Raw genomic sequence first — 16172 nt, 5'->3', positions numbered from 1 at the left:
TGGCGAAACTGTCAATGCCGCCGGGACCCGGGACGGTTTCAACCTGCTTCACACCACCGTGCCCTGCCACAGCCGCCAACGCCCGGTCACCGGCGCGGGCAGCCGCGCCATGGCGTTCCGCATCGCCGCATTGCCTTCGAGGATCCAGGAAATCTCAAGCTGCCCCCAGCCGCGCCGCCCGGCCAGGCTGATCGCTTCCCGCAGCAAGGCACCCATGGCGAGTGCGCTGGCCGGGTGGCCGCGGAAGGCCTGGGTGATACCGAGCATCGGCACCCGCGCCGAGCCCACACGTCCGGCCAGCGCACCCGCGAGGCGCAGCCAGCCGAAGGGCAGCAGCCTGCCATCCGCCGGCATGGCGGCGGCCAGGTTCGGTACCACGGCGACGAGGCCGACCGGCGTGCGGTCCCACTCGGCGAAGACCACCTCGCCCGACCACAGCAGTGGCCGCAGCAGCCGGCCGAGGCTTTCCACCTCCGCCGGGCGCAGCGGCACCGCGCCCCAATTGGCGCCCCAGGCATCGTTGTAGAGATCGGCGATCCGGCGGACCTCGCCGGCGAAATCGCGCCGGTCCATCAGCCGCAGGCGCAGTCGCGCCACGTCCTGCGGGCGCCTCAGCGCCAGCGCGGCGAAGCGCGCCGAATGGCGTTCGGCGGCCACCGCCAGCGTGCAGGCCAGCACATCCTGCACCGGGGCCAACCCGGCAGCGTCCAGCATCGCCGGCAGCCAATCCGGCGTGCCGGGCATGCGGAGCATCGGCGGGCGGTCATGGAAGCCGACCTGGGCGCCGACCTCGTGGTTGATGGTGAAGGAGAGCGGCCCGGTCAGGGCATCCCGGCCCTGCGCGCGGATGAAGCCGCGCGCAGCGTCCAGCAGCGCCGCCAGCACCGCCGGGTCACGCTCGGCGCATAGGAACCCGAAGGTGGCGGGCGCGGTGGCATCATGGGGCACGCAGGCGGCGATGCGCCCGACTGGCGTGCCGCCCCGCCAGGCCAGGAAGCGCGCCACGTGATGATCGGCCAGGAATTGGAAAAAACCCGGATCGAACATCCGCGCCTCCTCCCGCCGCAGCGGCACGGACCAGCCGAGGTGGCGCAACCGCGCCGGCAGGGCGTGGAAGGCACGCGCCTCCGCGGGCGTGGAAACGGGTCGGGTGTGCAGGCTCACCCGGCCAGGTCGGCCGGCGCGACGCCATCCGTCGCCGCCACCAGCGCGGCCACGGCGTCCCGCACATCCTGTTCGGAATGCTCGGCGGAGATGAAGAAGCGCAGCCGCGCCAGCTTTTCCGGCACCGCCGGGAAGACGATGGGCAGCGCGTTCACGCCATGGTCCAGCAGGGCCGCCGAAACCCGGATGGCGCGCACGGAACTGCCGAGCACCACCGGCACGATGCCGAGGCCCTCCGAGGTGCCGGTATCGAAGCCGCGCGCCCGGCACAGGTCGCGGAACAGCGTCGAATTCGCCTGGAGCTTGGTCACCCGCCAAGGCTCCGCCGCCATCACATCCATCGCCGCGGCGGCGGAGGCCGCCAGCATCGGCGACAGGCCCACCGAATAGACGAAGCCCGGCACGGTATGGCGCATCCAGTCGATCAGGTCGGCGCGGGCGGCGATGTAGCCGCCGGCGGCACAGAGCGTCTTGGACAGGGTGCCCATCCAGATATCGACCTCGGCGGGATCGACGCCGGCGGCCTCGAACACCCCCTTGCCGGTGGCGCCGACGCAGCCGAGGCCGTGCGCGTCATCCACCATCAGCCAGGCATCATGCTTGCGGGCGATGCGGACCAGCGCAGCCAGGTCCGGCACGTCGCCATCCATGGAATAATGCCCCTCCACCAGCAGCAGCGCCCGCCCGGCGCTGCGTCGCACGGCGGCCATCTCGCGCTCCGCCGCGCGAACATCGTTATGGGCGAAGGAGACGCGCCGCGCGCCGGACAGCTTGGCACCCTCGACGCAGGAATTGTGGATGGCGGCGTCGTGCACGATGACGTCGCGCGGCCCCATCAGATGGCCGATCACAGTTACGTTGGTGGCATGGCCGCTGACGAAGGCGAGTGCCGCCTGCTGGCCGTAATGCGCCGCCAGCCGCCGCTCCAGCTCCCCATGCACCGGCCTTTCGCCGGACACCAGCCGGGATGCGCTGGCCGAAATGCCGTAGCGCGCCATCGCAGCGGCAGCCGCCTTGTGCAGCCGCGCATCGCCGTTCAGCCCAAGATAATCGTAGGAGCCGAAATTGATGGTGTCGCGGTTGCCGATCAGGCTGTGCGCGCCGGCCCTGCCCTCATGCGCGCGGAAGAACGGGCTTTCGATGGACAGCGCGCCCATCGCTTCCTGCATCAGGCCGAAATCGCGCAGGCCCTGGATGGCGCCGAAGCCCTTCTGGTCCGAGGCCGCCTGGGCATCCTGCCCTTCCCGCCGCCGTGCCAAGCGTTGGACCAGCGCAAGTCGCGCGGCGTTGGATAGACCGAATCCCTGACCGCGACTCATGCTGTGGTGCTGATCCCTGACTGCTTCGCCGGCCGCTATTCGGCCGCGCGCACCCCGGCGCTGGGTTCGAAGGATTCCATCAGCATGGAGATGGTCGCCTCGTCGCCCGCTGGCGCCAGTGCCGCCTCCGCGATCTGCCGCGCCAGGCCCCCCACCGTCAACTCCTCCGTGAGCGCCGCGAGCGCCACCTGCATGCCGAGGCGCTGTTCCAGCCCGCCGCGCAACTCCAGCGCGCCGAGGCTGTCGAGGCCCAGCCCGGTCACCGCCGCATCCGCCGCCACGGCTTCCGCCGGAAGCCGCAGGATGCGGGCGATCTCCTCCGTCACCAGGCGCAGGATCAGCGCCTCCGCCTCCGCCCGTGGCAGGGTGGGCAGGCGGGCGCGCAGATCGTCGGAGGAGGCGGGCGCCTCCACGCCGGCCAGCGCGCCCAGCATCGGCTCGGCCATGATCGGCAGGGCGATGCGGCCCTCGCCATTGGACAGGCGCACCAGCAGCGGCGCGGCATCGGCGGCGGCCAGCAAAGCCGGCAGCGCGGCCAGCGATTCGGCCGCGGTCATGCCCGTCACGCCGAGGCGGCGGTTCAGCTTCTCCGCCTTCTCCCGGTCAGCGGCCAGCATGCCGACATCGGCGATCGGGCCCCAGCCGATGGCCAGCGCCGGGCGGCCGGCGGCACGGCGCCGTCGGGCCAGCGCCTCCAGCGCCGCATTGGCGGCCACATAATTGGCCTGGCCGGGATTGCCGAAGGTGGTGGTGGCGGAGCTGAACAGCAGGAACAGCGTGAGCGGATCGCCCGAGGTCAGCCGGTCCAGATTCTCCGCCGCCCGCAGCTTGGGCGCCAGAACCTGGCGGAACCGGGCGGCATTCATCGCCGTGGCGGCGCCATCATCCAGCACCGCCGCGCAATGCACCACGCCCCCAATCGGCCGCGCCGCCCGTATTTTCGTCAGTGCCGCCCCAAGCCCCTCAGCATCCGCCGCATCGCACAGATGCAATGCGGGGCGGGCGCCGAGCGCCGAAAGCTCGCGCAGCGCGGCGGCCGCTTCCTCCCCGCCGCTGCGGCCGATCAGCGCCAGGTGCTTCGCCCCCTGCCCGACCAGCCAGCGCGCCGTGGCAAGGCCGAAGCCGCGCGTGCCGCCGACGACGATGATGGTCTGGTCCACAGGCGGCGCCCAGGGCGCGGCGGCGGCGGGGCGTTCGGCCGGCGGGCGGATCACCAGCTTGCCGATATGGGCCGAGGCCTGCAGCGTGCGGAAGGCGGCCTCAACCTCCTCCGGCCCGAACAGCGCATGCGGCAGCGGCCGCAGCGTGCCGTCCTGCAACCGGTCCCGCACCTGGCTTAACAAGCGGGAGGCTTGGCCCGGGCGGGCGCGCGGCAGCTCATCCACATCCACCGCGAAATAGCTGGCATTGCGGCGCAGCGGGCGGATCGGCGCGCGGCGGTTCTCGACATAGTCGCGCTTGCCGAGCTCCACGAAGCGCCCGAACGGCTTCACCAGGCCCAGCGAGCGCTCCATCGCCTCTCCGGCCAGGGAGTTCAGCACCACATCCACTCCCTCCGGCCAGACGGCGCGGAGCGCGTCGGCGAAACCGGGGTCGCGGCTGTCCAGCACCAGTTCCGCCCCGGCGGCACGCAGGAAGGCGCGCTTGGCGGCGCTGCCGGCGGTCATCGCGATGCGCGCGCCGATCGACTGCGCCACCTGCAAGGCGGCGAGACCCACGGCGCCAGCGCCGCCATGGATCAGCACCGTTTCGCCCGCTTGCAGGTCGGCGCAGGTCTCCAGCGCATGCAGCGCGGTCATGAAGGCCACCGGGATGGTCGCGGCCTGGACCGGGTCCAGCCCCTCCGGCAGCGGCGCGATCGCCTCCACCCGGGTGATGACGCGGGCGGCCAGCGCGCCGGGGGCGAAGCCGAACACCCGTGTGCCCGGGCGCAGCGCGACACCCGGCCCGGCCTGCTCGACGATGCCGGCGCATTCCATGCCGAGTGTCGGGCCGGCGAAGCCCGCCTCCAGCACTTCCTCCGGCAGCAGCCCCTGCGCCCACATCAGGTCGCGGAAATTCAGGCCCGCGGCCTCGACGCGCAACGCCACCTCACCAGGGCCGGGCGCGCGAACGCTCGCGGCCTCCCAGCGCAGCGTGCCGAGGCGGCCGGGTTGGCCGATGCCGAGCGCCAGCGGCCCGCCGGGTGCCGGCGTGGTCAGGCCGCGTTGCAGGCGGGGCACCAGCCGCGCATCGGGGCCGAGCGTCACCTCCGCCTCCGGCACCGGCTGCGCCAACTCGGCAGCCAGGCGCCGCGCCGCGGCCTCCGGCGCCAGGCCGGGCGCGAGGTCGATGCGCCGCGGGCGCAACGCCGGCATTTCGTTCGTCAGCACGCGGGCCAGGCCGAGCAGGGCGGCGGCCTGCGGCACATGGCAGCCCTCCGGCGGTTGCAGCCCGCCCTGGGTCACCAGCACAAAGCCTGCGGCGACACCCACGGCGGCCTCCGCCAGACGGGTGACGGTGGCGAGCGTCGCGGCCAGCGCCGGTTCTTCCGGCCCTGCCAGCACAATCAGGCGCAGGCCGCGCAGGCGGGCGGCAGGAAGTTCCTCCAGACCCGCACGCTCCACCTCCGCGCCACGGCGCCGCAGCCTTGCGGCCAGGGCATCGGCGAGCGGTGCCGATTCGGCATCCGCCAGCACCAGGCTGCGCGGCGGCGCGGGCGGTGCGGCGGCGGGGGGCGGCGGCTGTTCGGCGGCCAGCAGCAGCGCCGGCCAGGGGGCGCAGGACAGCGGCTCGGCAACGGAGGCGCGAAAACCACCCTCCGCAAGCCGGCCGAGCCACAGCGCCGCATCCGGCAGCGCCCCACCGGCCGAGCCACCCGCCGCATCCGGCCCGAGGCCGGTCCACCAGGCAGGGTCCTGGCCGCAAACAAAAGTCCAGACGCGGCCCGGCAGCGGTTCCACCAACAGCAGCGCGCCGCCCTCGGCCAGTGCCGAGCGGAGCGCGGTGGCCAGCGTGGTGCCGGCCTTGGCGCGGGCGGCCGGCGCCAGGCCGATGACGAGGTCCGCGACCAGTGGCGGCGGCGCCTCGCCCAAGGGGTCCCAGGTGACGCCGCGGATCTCGCTGCCCGCCGGCATGCCCTCCGGCAATTCGGGCAGTGGCACCCGCCCCTCCCCGGCCGCGACATAGACCAAAGCGCGGCCCATCGGCGCCAGCCGCGCCAGCACGCGCCGCGCCAGCACACCGCCGGCGGCGCCCACCTCCAGGATGCGCAACGGCCGTGTCTCGGGCCAGGCGGCGGCCAGCGCGCCGACGGCGGCAGCCAGCGCTTCCGCCAGCCTGGCCATGCCCTCGCCCTGCGCCGGCGGTGGCGCGGGGTCGCGGGTGCGGCCATGCAGCGCATCCGGCAGGCGTTCGGCGGCTTCCGCGATCCAGGCGAGGTCGAGCGCCAGCGCCGGCTGTTCCGCCAGGACGGAACGCCAGATCTCGGCGGCCTCCGGCAGCGCATTGTCGGGCAGCAGGCGGATGCCGCCCGGCGTGCCCTTCTGCACCGGCTCCGCCGCGCCATCCTCGACCAGCGCGCGGCGCAGGAAGGCCTCATAGGCCGAGGCTTCGGGCTCGGCTTCGTGCAGGGACGGCTCGGCGGCGTAGAGACCCTGGGCGGCGGCGGCCACATGCGCCTCCAGCAGCAGGGAGATTTCGGTCAAATCCAGCGTCGCGGCAACGGCGCGGGCGGCCTCTAGCGCGGGCGCCAGCGCCGGGGCGGGCGGCGCGCCATCCGCGGCCGGGGCGAGGCCAATGCGGTAGACGGCATCTTCCGCGCTGGCCGCGCCGGGCAGGGCGAAGCGCTGGAATACCGCATCCTCGATACGCGCGACGATGTGCCCCAGCGCATCCCGCAACACCATCCGCGCGGTGGCGGAGCGGACGCCACGCCGGGTCAACGTAACCTCCGCGCTCACCGCAGGCGCGGCGCCCGCCAGCGCCACCAGCCGGCCGAAGCGCACCGGCACCAGGCCGGTGCCGGGCGGCGGCGGCGTTTCGGTCAGTAGGGCGAACAGCCCCTGCATGGCGCCATCGAGGCGCGAGGGGTGCAGCAGGTAGCCCGCATCCGGCGGCGCGGAGTCAGGCAGCGAAAGCCGCACCCGCACCTGGCCCGGTACGGACGTCGGCGCCACGCTGTCCACGGCGGCGAAGGCGGGGCCATAGGTCAGGCCGAGGCGGGCGGCGATGCCGCGCAGCGCCGCACCATCCAGCGCGGCGGGGCGGCCGCCGGGGCCGGGTGGCAGGGCGGGCGGGTCCAGCGCCGTGGCGGTGGCAACCCGCAGCTCGCCTTCCGCATGCAGCGCCCAGGCTTCCTCCGACAGGCGGCGGCGGCCCTCGATCCGGAACAGGCCGGTGGCGGCATCCAGTGTGCAGCGCAATTCCCGCGCCCGGCCCTGTTCCAGCTGCACCGCGCGCAGGATGCGGAACTCCGCCACCTCCAGCGCCGCGGCATCCGGATTGCGGCTGCGGGCGGCGGCGAGTGCCATGTCCAGCATGCCGGAGGCCGGCAGCACCGCATCCGGACCAAGCCGGTGGTCGGCCAGCCAGGGCATCAGCTCGGTGTCCAGCGACACGGTCCAGACCCCCGGCTCCGCACCCCGGCGGAAGCCGAGCAGCGGGTGGTCCTGCACCGGATCCACCAGCCGGATCGCCTCCACCGTCTCCGGCTGCCAGACCGGCTTGCGGTCGAAGGGGGTCAGCGGCAGGCGGGTGGTGGTGATGCCTTCAAAGGCGGGGCCGCCGCGCGGATCGGCGCCGGCGGCGAAGGCGCGGTCGGCGATGGCGGGGAACGGGTCCGCATCCTCGACATCGCGCTTGCTGAGGCTGACGAGGTTTGCCGCTTCCACCCCCGCCGCGCGGGCGGTCTCCCGCAGGTAGGATTGCAGCACCGGGTTGGGGCCGACCTCCAGGAATAGCCGGGCGCCCTGGGCGATGGCGTTGCGCAGCGCCGGCTCGAACTTCACCGGCTGGCGCAGGTTGCGCCACCAATAGACCGGGCCGACCGCATCGCAGGCCAGTGCCTCCCCGGTCACGGTCGAGATCATCGGCACGGTGCCGGGCTGGCCGGCCAGGCCGATCAGCTCCTCCAGCAGCCCGTCCCGCACCGCATCCATCGCCGCGCTGTGGAAGGCATAGTCCAGGTCCAGCGCCACATAGGCGTGGCGCCGCGCCTCCGCCGCCTGCCGCAGCACTGCGAGGTCCGCCTCCGGCCCGGCCAGCGTCACCGCGGCGGGGCCGTTCAGCGCGCCGATCTCGACGCGGCCTTCCAGCCCGGCGGCAGCGATCAGCGCCGTGGCCTCGGCCGCGGTTGCGCCAAGTGCGGCCATGCGGCCCTGGCCGCGGGTGCGGTGCTGCTGGCGGGAGCGTGCGACCACCAGCCGCGAGGCAGCCGTGAGGCCGAGCAGCCCGGCGGCATAGGCGGCGGCGACCTCCCCCACCGAATGGCCGAGCACCAGGTCCGGCCGCAGCCCCTCCGCAGCCAGCGCGCCCAGGCTGGCCACCTGGACGGCGAACAGCAGCGGCTGGGCGATGTCGGTGGCGGCCAGCTGTTCCGCCGTCACGCCTGTCTCGACCATGGCAAGCGGCGACCAGCCGAGCAGCGGCGCCAGCACGGCATCGGCGGCCGCCATCCCGGCGCGGAACGGCGCCGACTGGGCCAGCGCGATGCGGCCCATGCCGGCGAATTGCGCGCCATTGCCGCTGAACACGAAGCACAGCCCGCCGGAGGCCGCGGCGAGGCCCGCCACCGCCTGCGCCTTCGGCGTCGCCCGCCGCCAATCGGCCAGGCCCCCGGCCAGCGCCGGCCCATCGGCGCCACGCAGCACCAGCCGGTGCGGATGCAGGTCCCGGTGCCGGGCGGCGCCACGCGCCAGCGCCGCCGCCTCCGCCGAGCCAGCCAATTCCAGCCGCGCTTCCCAATTCGCCGCCAGGGCGGATAGTGCGGCGGCGGACCGTGCCGAGAGCAGCAGCGGCGGCGGCGGCGGCGGGCCAGCCTTGGCCACCTTCGCGACGCGCCGCGGCGCCGGGGCCGGGCCGAGCAGGACGGAGGCGTTGGTGCCGCCGAAGCCGAAGGAATTAACCCCCACTACCGGATGCGCGATATCGGCTAGCGCCTCCAGCGCCGCCGGCACCCGGATATTCAGCCCGGCGAAGTCGATATTTGGGTTCGGCTCACCCTGATGCAGCGTGGCCGGAACCTGCCGGCGTTCCAGCACCAGCAGCGCCTTGGCCAGCCCGGCGACGCCGGAGGCGGGCTCCAGATGGCCGATATTGGACTTGATCGAGCCCACCGGCAGCGGCGCGTCGCGCCCCGCCGCGGCCTGGCCGATCGCCCAGGCCTCGGCCGGATCGCCCGCCTGGGTGCCGGTGCCATGTGCCTCCCAGTAGGCCAGGCGGTCGGCAGTGACGCCGGCATCCTGCATCACCTGGCGGATCAGCTTCGCCTGCGCATCCCGGTTCGGCAAAGACAGGCCGATGCTGCGCCCCACCGCGCTGACGCCGCTGCCCAGGATCACGGCGCGGATCGCATCGCCCGCCGCCAGCGCCGCATCCAGCGGCTTCAGCAGGAAGGCCGCCGAACCCTCCGCCCGCACATAGCCATCTGCCCCCGCCGTGAAGGCGCGGCAGCGCCCGGTGGGGGAGAGCATGCCGGCGCGGGAGAATCCCACGAAGGGGAAGGGCGAGAGCAGCATCTGCACCCCCGCCACCACTGCCGCCTCCAGCCGCCCTTCCGCCAGGGCCTGGCAGGCGGCGTGCAGCGCGACGAGGGAGGAGGCGCAGGCGGTGTCGATGGTCTCGGCCGGGCCGCGCAGGTCGAAGACGTTGGTCAGCCGGTTGGACAGGATCGACAGCGCATTGCCGGTCATGAAGTAGCGATCGCCACCGGCATGGTCGAGCAGCCGCAGATCGCCGTAGTCGGTGGAGGATCCGCCGACGAAGACGCCGACATCGCGCCCCGCCAGGGCGGAGGGCCGCATACCGGCATCCTCCATCGCCGCCAGCGTCACCTCCAGCAGCAGGCGCTGCTGCGGGTCCATCTCCGCCGCTTCACGCGGGGAGATGCCGAAGGCGCCGGCATCGAAGCCGCGCACATCGCCCAGCGTGCCGGCCGCGAAGGTATAGGCCCGCCCCGGCTCGCTGCGGCGTGGGTGCAGGAAGGCAGCCTGGTTGAAGCGGTCCGCCGGCACCGTGGTCACGGCATCACGGCCGGTCTCCAGCAGCGACCACAGCGCATCGGCATCGGCGGCCCCAGGCAGCCGGCAGCCCAGGCCCAGTATGGCGATGGGCTTTGCGGCGGGCTTCGGGACCACCCGGGGAGAGCGGGCGGATTTCATGACCGGACTGCGCTCAGGGCCTGCGCGCCTGGCGCGCAGACCGCGGAAGCCCGGCTCTGGTCATCCTCATGACAGCCCCTCGTCACGGCGGGCGGCACTCGGAACCGGTGCGGACCAGCCGCGGTCACGCTCTGGCAGCCCCGGGCTGGGCGCCGTCCGTTCCGATGGGCGCTTCACCAGGTCGCGGAACAGCTGCTCCACCGCGACGAAATGGTTTTCCCAGCTTGGCGGCTTCCAGCCGGCCATGCGGCCCATCTGGGCGCGGCGACTGCCGCTGTCCGGGCGGGCATAATCCAGCACGGCGCTGCGCCAGGACATGCCATCCAGCGGGTCCAGGTAGTCCGGCACCTGCCGTCCGACTTCCCGCAGCGCCGGCAGGTCGGAGGCCAGGGCCGGCACGCCGAGCGCCAGGCTTTCCGCCAGGGGCAGGCCGAAGCCCTCGGCGAAGGAGGGGAACAGCAGGGCCCGCGCGCCACGCAGCAATGACGCGACCTCCCGATCCGGCAGGGACCCGCATTCGCGCACCAGGCCATCCAGGGCGGAACACCGCTCCAGCATGTCCAGCACGTTCTCATTCTCCCAGCCGCGGCGGCCGACCACCACCAGGCGCGGCGCGGCGCCGCCCATGGTGCTGGCGAACTGCCGCCACAGGTTCAGCAGCAGCAGGTGGTTCTTGCGCGGCTCGATGGTGCCGAGCGCCACGAAATAGGGCCGCAGCGCCACCGGCGGCGCCTCCACCGCCGGCGGCGCGACGCCGAGCGGGGCGACGGCGACCAGCGGCCGGTCGGGCCTGGCCGCCAGCCAGGGGGAGAGTTCCACCGCCGTCGCTTCCGAATTGACGATAATGGCGTCCGCCAGCGCGGCGGTGGTGATGATGCGGCGCTTGTGTTTCTCGGCCTGGCCGGCGCGGGCGAATTCCGGGTGGTGCAGCGGGATCAGGTCATGGATCAGCGGCACGAAATGGCAGCCATTGCGCCGCATGCTGGAAATGCGCGCAGGGCGTTCCAGGGCGCGGTGGGACACCAGCAGGAAGCACTTGTCGCCGGGCCGCCGCAGCGCCTCGTTCAATGCGGGACGGCCGAAGGGCAGCGCCAGGCGGGCGCGACGCGCGGAACCGGCGGCCAGGCGGGTACCGCTTTCCCAGGATTCCTCCAGCGCCACCACCAATTCCCGAACCAGGGAGGTGGGCAGCGCCGCGAAGCCCAGCAGCGGGACTTCCGCCACGAAGGTGCAGTGCGAAGGATCATTCGTCGCCCAGTGGCGGGCATAGGCCAGCTCGACCCGGTCGATCCCGGACGGCGCCGATCGGTGGGCCACGGTCAGGAGACGGGAGATGTCGAGAAAGACATGCACGCCTGGCAATCTCCTTCAGTCCGGGAACCCGCCACGTGCGCGGGGCTCGTCGGGTCGGTGCAGCAAACGTAATGCTGCACCGCAATAATGTCGCGACAATCGCGGCAGCGGGTACACAACAGTATGTTAATTAACGCTCTCAGTCAATCTCTTTTTTTGAACGACTTGAGCGCCTCGCGTCCCGCGTGTGGCGGCTTTCGCTGACTACCCGTTATCCGGGAGAATGACGTTGGTGGACAACCCGAGCAGAAGCACGTCGCGCATGGTTTCGGCGCTCTTGCGGCGAATGTCCAGCCAAGCTTCCGGCGTGTGGAAGGCGCTGTGCGGCGTGATGACCACGCGGCCCTGTAGCCACGGCTCCTTCGCCCGATAGGCCGCAACCAGGCCCGGCACCGGATCCACCGGCGGCTCCACCGGAATCACGTCGAGCCCGGCGCCCGCGATATGGCCGGAGCGCAGGCCGGCCTCCAGCGCATCGATATCCAGGCTGGTGCCACGCGCCGTATTCACCACCACGGCGCCTTCGGGCAGCCAGGCGAGTTCCCGCGCGCCGATCATGCCACGCGTCTCCCGCGTATCCGGCGCATGGATCGACAGCACATCGGCGCCGCGCATCAACTCCTCCAGCGTCCGGGCGCGGGTGATGCCAAGGGCGCGGTCCACGCCGTTGGGCAGATGCGGGTCGTAGAAGCGCACCTTGAAGCCGAAGGCCTTGGCCCGCAGCGCCACCGCCATGCCAATGCGGCCGAGGCCGACAATGCCGAAGCCCTGCACCTCCGCCCGGCGGATTAGCGGGCTGTCCACGTAGCGCCAGGGCGCGGTCGGGTCGCTGCGCTGCAGCTCATGGTGCAGGAACAGGCCGCGGCGCAGGCCGAGGGCCAGCGAAATGGCGTGGTCCGCCACTTCCTGCGTGCCGTAGTCGGGCACGTTGCAGACCGTGATGCCGCGCGCGGCACAGGCGGCACGGTCCAGCCGGTCATAGCCAACGCCCATCCGCACCACCACGCGCAGCTTGGGGAAGCGGGCGATATCCTTGGGCGTCAGCCAGTGGCGGAAGATCTGCAGTCCATCGACCTTGGCACAGACGGCATCCGGCAGGGCATCCAGCGTGCCGGTATGTGGCGCGCCGCCATGGAGGAATTCGACCCCGGGGCCAAACACCTCCTGCTCCAAATCCGTATCCGGATACATGCCCTCAGGCTCGAGGACCGTCAGTTGCGCCACGCTTGTCACTCCCTCCTGGCCACGCCAAGGGCGGCGTGGATCTCAGGCGGGCATCCTCGCCGCTGATGCGGCGGGCGGCAACCGGACCGGTGGCGCTCAGCCATGCGGCCCGGGCGTCGCCGCCCGGGCCTTGCTGAATCGGGGCGTTGCCGGATCGGCGGCTAGGCGCGCCACCAGCCCCGCTTGCGCGGCAGTTCCGGCACCGCACCCTCACCCAGCACGATCGGGGCGACGGGCGGCGCGGCCACCGGCTCGGCCGGCGCCGTCACAGCGGCGGGCTCCGGCGCGGGCACGGGCACGGCTACGGCGGGGGACTCGGCCAGGGCCGAATCCGCGGGCGCCACTGGCTCGGCCATCACCGGGGCCGCGGCGATGGTGACAGGCTCCGGCACCACAGCCGCCGGCAATTCAGCCATTGGTGCCTGAGCCACGGGTGCCTCCGGCAGCGGCAGGTCGGCGACCGGCGTCACCGCCACCGGCTGCTCGACCGCCACCTCCGGCAGGGCCGGGACCGGCTGTGCCGCCTGCGGGGCGGAGCGGCGCGACTTCACGGCGCGCTCGGCCGCCTCCTCGGCTGCCTCCATCGCCATGAAGATGTCATCCATATGCCCGGCAAAGGGGTCGGCCGGGGTCGGCGCGCGGCGCGCGGGCGGCGGCGCCTGGGGCGGGGTCGGGCTGGCCAGGGTGGGGGCCGGCTCGGCCGGCTGCTCACCTTCCTCGCGCCGGCGACGGCCACCACGGCGGCCACGGCGACGCCGGCGCGCGGCCTCATCCTCCTCCGACTCCTCGGCCGCTTCGGCCGGGGCGTCGGGCTTGGATTCGGACGTGGCCTCGGCGGCAACGGCTGCATCCGGCTGCGGCGCGGGCTGCGCCTCGGCGGTCTCCTCGCCCTCCTCGGTCTCATCCTCCTCGGCGCTGCCCGCCTCGGACTGGCCCTCGACACCCTCGCGGCGACCGCCACGGCGGCGACGGCGGCGACGGCGGCGTCCGGCCTCACCCTCCGCGCCCTCGGCCGGCTTTTCGCCCGGGGTCTCGGCCCGCTCGCGCGTCTCCGCCGCGGCCCGCTCACGCGGCTCCGCCGGGGCCCGCTCGCGCGGCTCCGCCGTGTTCCGCTCGCGCGGCTCCGCCGCGACGCGCGCCTGCGGTTCCGCGATGATCTCCTCGACCTCCGGCTCGTCGTCGATCGGCTCCGGCTCCGGCGCGAAATCCATCCGCAGCGCGGATTGCCGCTCCGGCAAGGCATCCGGGTTGGCCGCGCGGGTCTTCTCGATCCGGAGCGCGGGCGGGATCAGCGTGTCATCCGGCTGCACCAGCACGCGCATGCCGAAGCGCTGCTCGATCTGGCCCAGCCGCTCGCGCTTCTGGTTCAGCAGCCACAGCATCACCGGCATGGCGCAATGGACGATGATCTCGGCGGCGCGGCGGCGGGCGCCTTCCTCCTCGATCTGGCGCAGCACCTGCAGGCCGCTGGATTCCACGCTGCGGACCAGGCCGCGGCCCTGGCAATGCGGGCAGGCGACATAGGCGTGTTCCACCACCGAAGGCCGCAGCCGCTGGCGGGACATTTCGAGCAGGCCGAAATGGCTGATCCGGCCCACCTGGATGCGGGCGCGGTCCTGCTTCAGGGCCTCCTTCAACCGGCGTTCGACCTGCGCATCGTTGCGCGCCGATTCCATGTCGATGAAGTCGATGACGATCAAGCCGGCCAGGTCGCGCAGGCGCAACTGGCGCGCCACCTCATCGGCCGCTTCCAGATTGGTCCGCAGCGCCGTGTCCTCGATGTGCCGGTCGCGGGTGGCGCGGCCGGAGTTCACGTCGATGGAAACCAGCGCTTCGGTCTGGTTGATGACGATGTAGCCGCCGGACTTCAGCTGCACATTCGGGCTGTGCATGGCGTCGAGCTGGACATCGACGCCGTGGCGGGCGAACAGCGGCACGCCGTCCCGCACCGGCTTCACCTTGTTCACATGCGCCGGCATCAGCATGCGCATGAATTCGCGCGCATCCTGGTAGGCTTCGTCGCCCTCCACATGCACTTCCTCGACATCCTTGCCGAAGACGTCGCGGATCGAGCGCTTGATGAGGTCCGCTTCCTCATAGATCAGCGCCGGGGCGGTGGAGGCAAAGGTGCGCTCGCGGATGTTGTCCCACAGGCGCAGCAGGTATTCGCAGTCCCGCTTGATCTCGGGCTTCGGCCGCTGCGCGCCGGCGGTGCGGACGATCAGCGACATGCCCTGCGGCAGCTGCTGCTCGTCGATGATCTCGCGCAGGCGCTTGCGGTCCCCGGTCGAGGTGATCTTGCGGGAAACGCCGCCGCCACGCGGCGAGTTCGGCATGAGGACGGAGAAGCGGCCCGCCAGCGAGATGTAGGTGGTCAGCGCGGCACCCTTACCGCCGCGCTCCTCCTTCACAACCTGGATCAGCATGATCTGGCGGCGCTTGATGACCTCCTGGATCTTGTAGTGGCGCAGGAAGCGCGGCGGGATGCGGCGCTCGCGCGCGTCATCCTCCGTCGTGCCGCCCAGGGATTCGGGCGGCGGCGCCTCGGAATTGCCGACGCTTTCGACCTCGTCTTCGCGGCTGCGGTCGTCGCGGCTGCGCTCGCCACCCCGGTCACCACCGCGGTCACCACCGCGGTCGCCGCCCCGGTCGCCGCCCCGGTCACCACCCCGGCCCCGGTCGCGGCCACGGCCGCGGCCGCCGCGGTCCTGGCGCCCACGGGCTTGGCGCGGTTCGCTGCCCGGCTCACCGGTGGTCGGCTCGCCGTTGGTGCCCTCGGTACCGTTCTCGTCGCGCGACTCGTCTTCGGCGCCGTTGTCATCGGCACCTTCATCCTCGGCGCCATTGTCCTCGGCCGAGCGCTGGTCGCCGGCGGCCTCGGCATTCTCCTGCCGTTCGGCGGCCAGCGCCGCGTCCTCGGCGGCAGCCTCGGACTCGGCCGGGGTGGCGGCCTCGGGCTCGTCGCTGGCGGTGATGCGTTCCACCTGGATGGCCATCGGCATGGCGCTGCCGGAGTCGCGCTCGCCGTCGGAATCGTCCGACCCGTTCGCCTCCGGCGCCGGCCCGGCGGCCTCGCGCCCCTCATCTTCCCGCCGTTCGTCTTCACGCCGGTCGTCTTCACGCCGGTCGTCTTCACGCCGGTCGTCTTCAGCGCCGCCATCTTCGCCGGGGGCTTCGCCGATTGCCTCGGCCTCGCCCTCGATGGCGGCCTGCAGCGCGCCGGTCAGCGCTTCATCGCCGTCGCGGGCGGCTTCCTCGGCGTCCTCGCGTTCCTGTTCCTCGCGCGCCTCGGCCTGCTGCATCTCGATCAGGCGCTGCCGGTCGGCGACGGGCAGTTGGTAGTAGTCCGGGTGGATCTCGCTGAAGGCGAGGAAGCCGTGCCGGTTGCCGCCATACTCGACGAAGGCGGCCTGCAGGCTGGGTTCGACCCGCACGACGCGGGCCAGGTAGATGTTGCCCTTGAGGGGCATCTTGTTCGCCGACTCGATATCGAAGGCTTCGAGCCGGTTGCCATCCAGCACCACCACCCGGGTTTCCTCGGGGTGGGATGCGTCGATCAGCATGCGCTTGGTCATGGGGGTGAAAACTCCGCACCGCGCTGGCCAGGGGTTGGACCCGTGGGCCGGCAGCGGCGGTCGGGGGTGACAGGGCCCGAGACAGCACGGATCGGCGGCAGGAAATCGTCCATGCGGCGGCGATCCGGTCCTTGTCGCGGCGGACCCGCCCTGGGGGAAGCCCCTGGGCAGACCCTGTT

6 protein-coding genes are annotated in these 16172 nt (G+C 72.9%); all 6 read right to left on the bottom strand.

All coding sequences use genetic code 11. The features are described from left to right. Window positions 1–48: 48 nt before the first annotated feature. Window positions 49–1164, bottom strand: coding sequence for a hypothetical protein (locus tag ACFHNC_RS16595; RefSeq protein ID WP_437170344.1), 1116 nt, complete (start codon window positions 1162–1164; stop codon window positions 49–51). Continuing rightward, window positions 1161–2483: an aminotransferase class I/II-fold pyridoxal phosphate-dependent enzyme gene (locus ACFHNC_RS16590; RefSeq protein ID WP_437170343.1), complete on the bottom strand. Its 1323-nt coding sequence runs from the start codon at window positions 2481–2483 to the stop codon at window positions 1161–1163. Before ACFHNC_RS16590 ends, ACFHNC_RS16595 begins: the two co-directional genes overlap by 4 nt. A gap of 35 nt (window positions 2484–2518) precedes the next feature. Then, complete coding sequence (locus tag ACFHNC_RS16585) at window positions 2519–9841, bottom strand: SDR family NAD(P)-dependent oxidoreductase (protein WP_437170342.1); 7323 nt, start codon at window positions 9839–9841, stop codon at window positions 2519–2521. Window positions 9842–9907: 66 nt separating this feature from the next. Beyond that, window positions 9908–11194 carry a glycosyltransferase family 4 protein gene (locus tag ACFHNC_RS16580; protein ID WP_437170341.1) on the bottom strand — a complete coding sequence of 429 codons (1287 nt, stop codon included), beginning with the start codon at window positions 11192–11194 and terminating at the stop codon, window positions 9908–9910. A 204-nt stretch (window positions 11195–11398) separates the two neighbouring features. Next, window positions 11399–12418: a C-terminal binding protein gene (locus tag ACFHNC_RS16575; protein ID WP_437170340.1), complete on the bottom strand. Its 1020-nt coding sequence runs from the start codon at window positions 12416–12418 to the stop codon at window positions 11399–11401. A gap of 161 nt (window positions 12419–12579) precedes the next feature. Further along, the gene (locus tag ACFHNC_RS16570) at window positions 12580–15993 is read right to left on the bottom strand and encodes an Rne/Rng family ribonuclease (RefSeq protein ID WP_437170339.1); all 3414 of its coding nucleotides are present in this window, start codon (window positions 15991–15993) and stop codon (window positions 12580–12582) included. Window positions 15994–16172: the final 179 nt, after the last annotated feature.

Source organism: Falsiroseomonas sp. E2-1-a4, from assembly GCF_051433165.1.
In the GTDB taxonomy this organism is placed as follows: domain Bacteria; phylum Pseudomonadota; class Alphaproteobacteria; order Acetobacterales; family Acetobacteraceae; genus Falsiroseomonas.
The sequence above is the reverse complement of the archived record's forward strand: the minus strand, read 5'-3'. Positions and strand labels throughout refer to the sequence as shown.

Coding starts and splice junctions, on each gene's coding strand:
- ACFHNC_RS16585 (WP_437170342.1), bottom strand. CDS start 9,841: ATGAAATCCGCCCGCTCTCCCCGGGTGGTCCCGAAGCCCGCCGCAAAG.
- ACFHNC_RS16590 (WP_437170343.1), bottom strand. CDS start 2,483: ATGAGTCGCGGTCAGGGATTCGGTCTATCCAACGCCGCGCGACTTGCG.
- ACFHNC_RS16570 (WP_437170339.1), bottom strand. CDS start 15,993: ATGACCAAGCGCATGCTGATCGACGCATCCCACCCCGAGGAAACCCGG.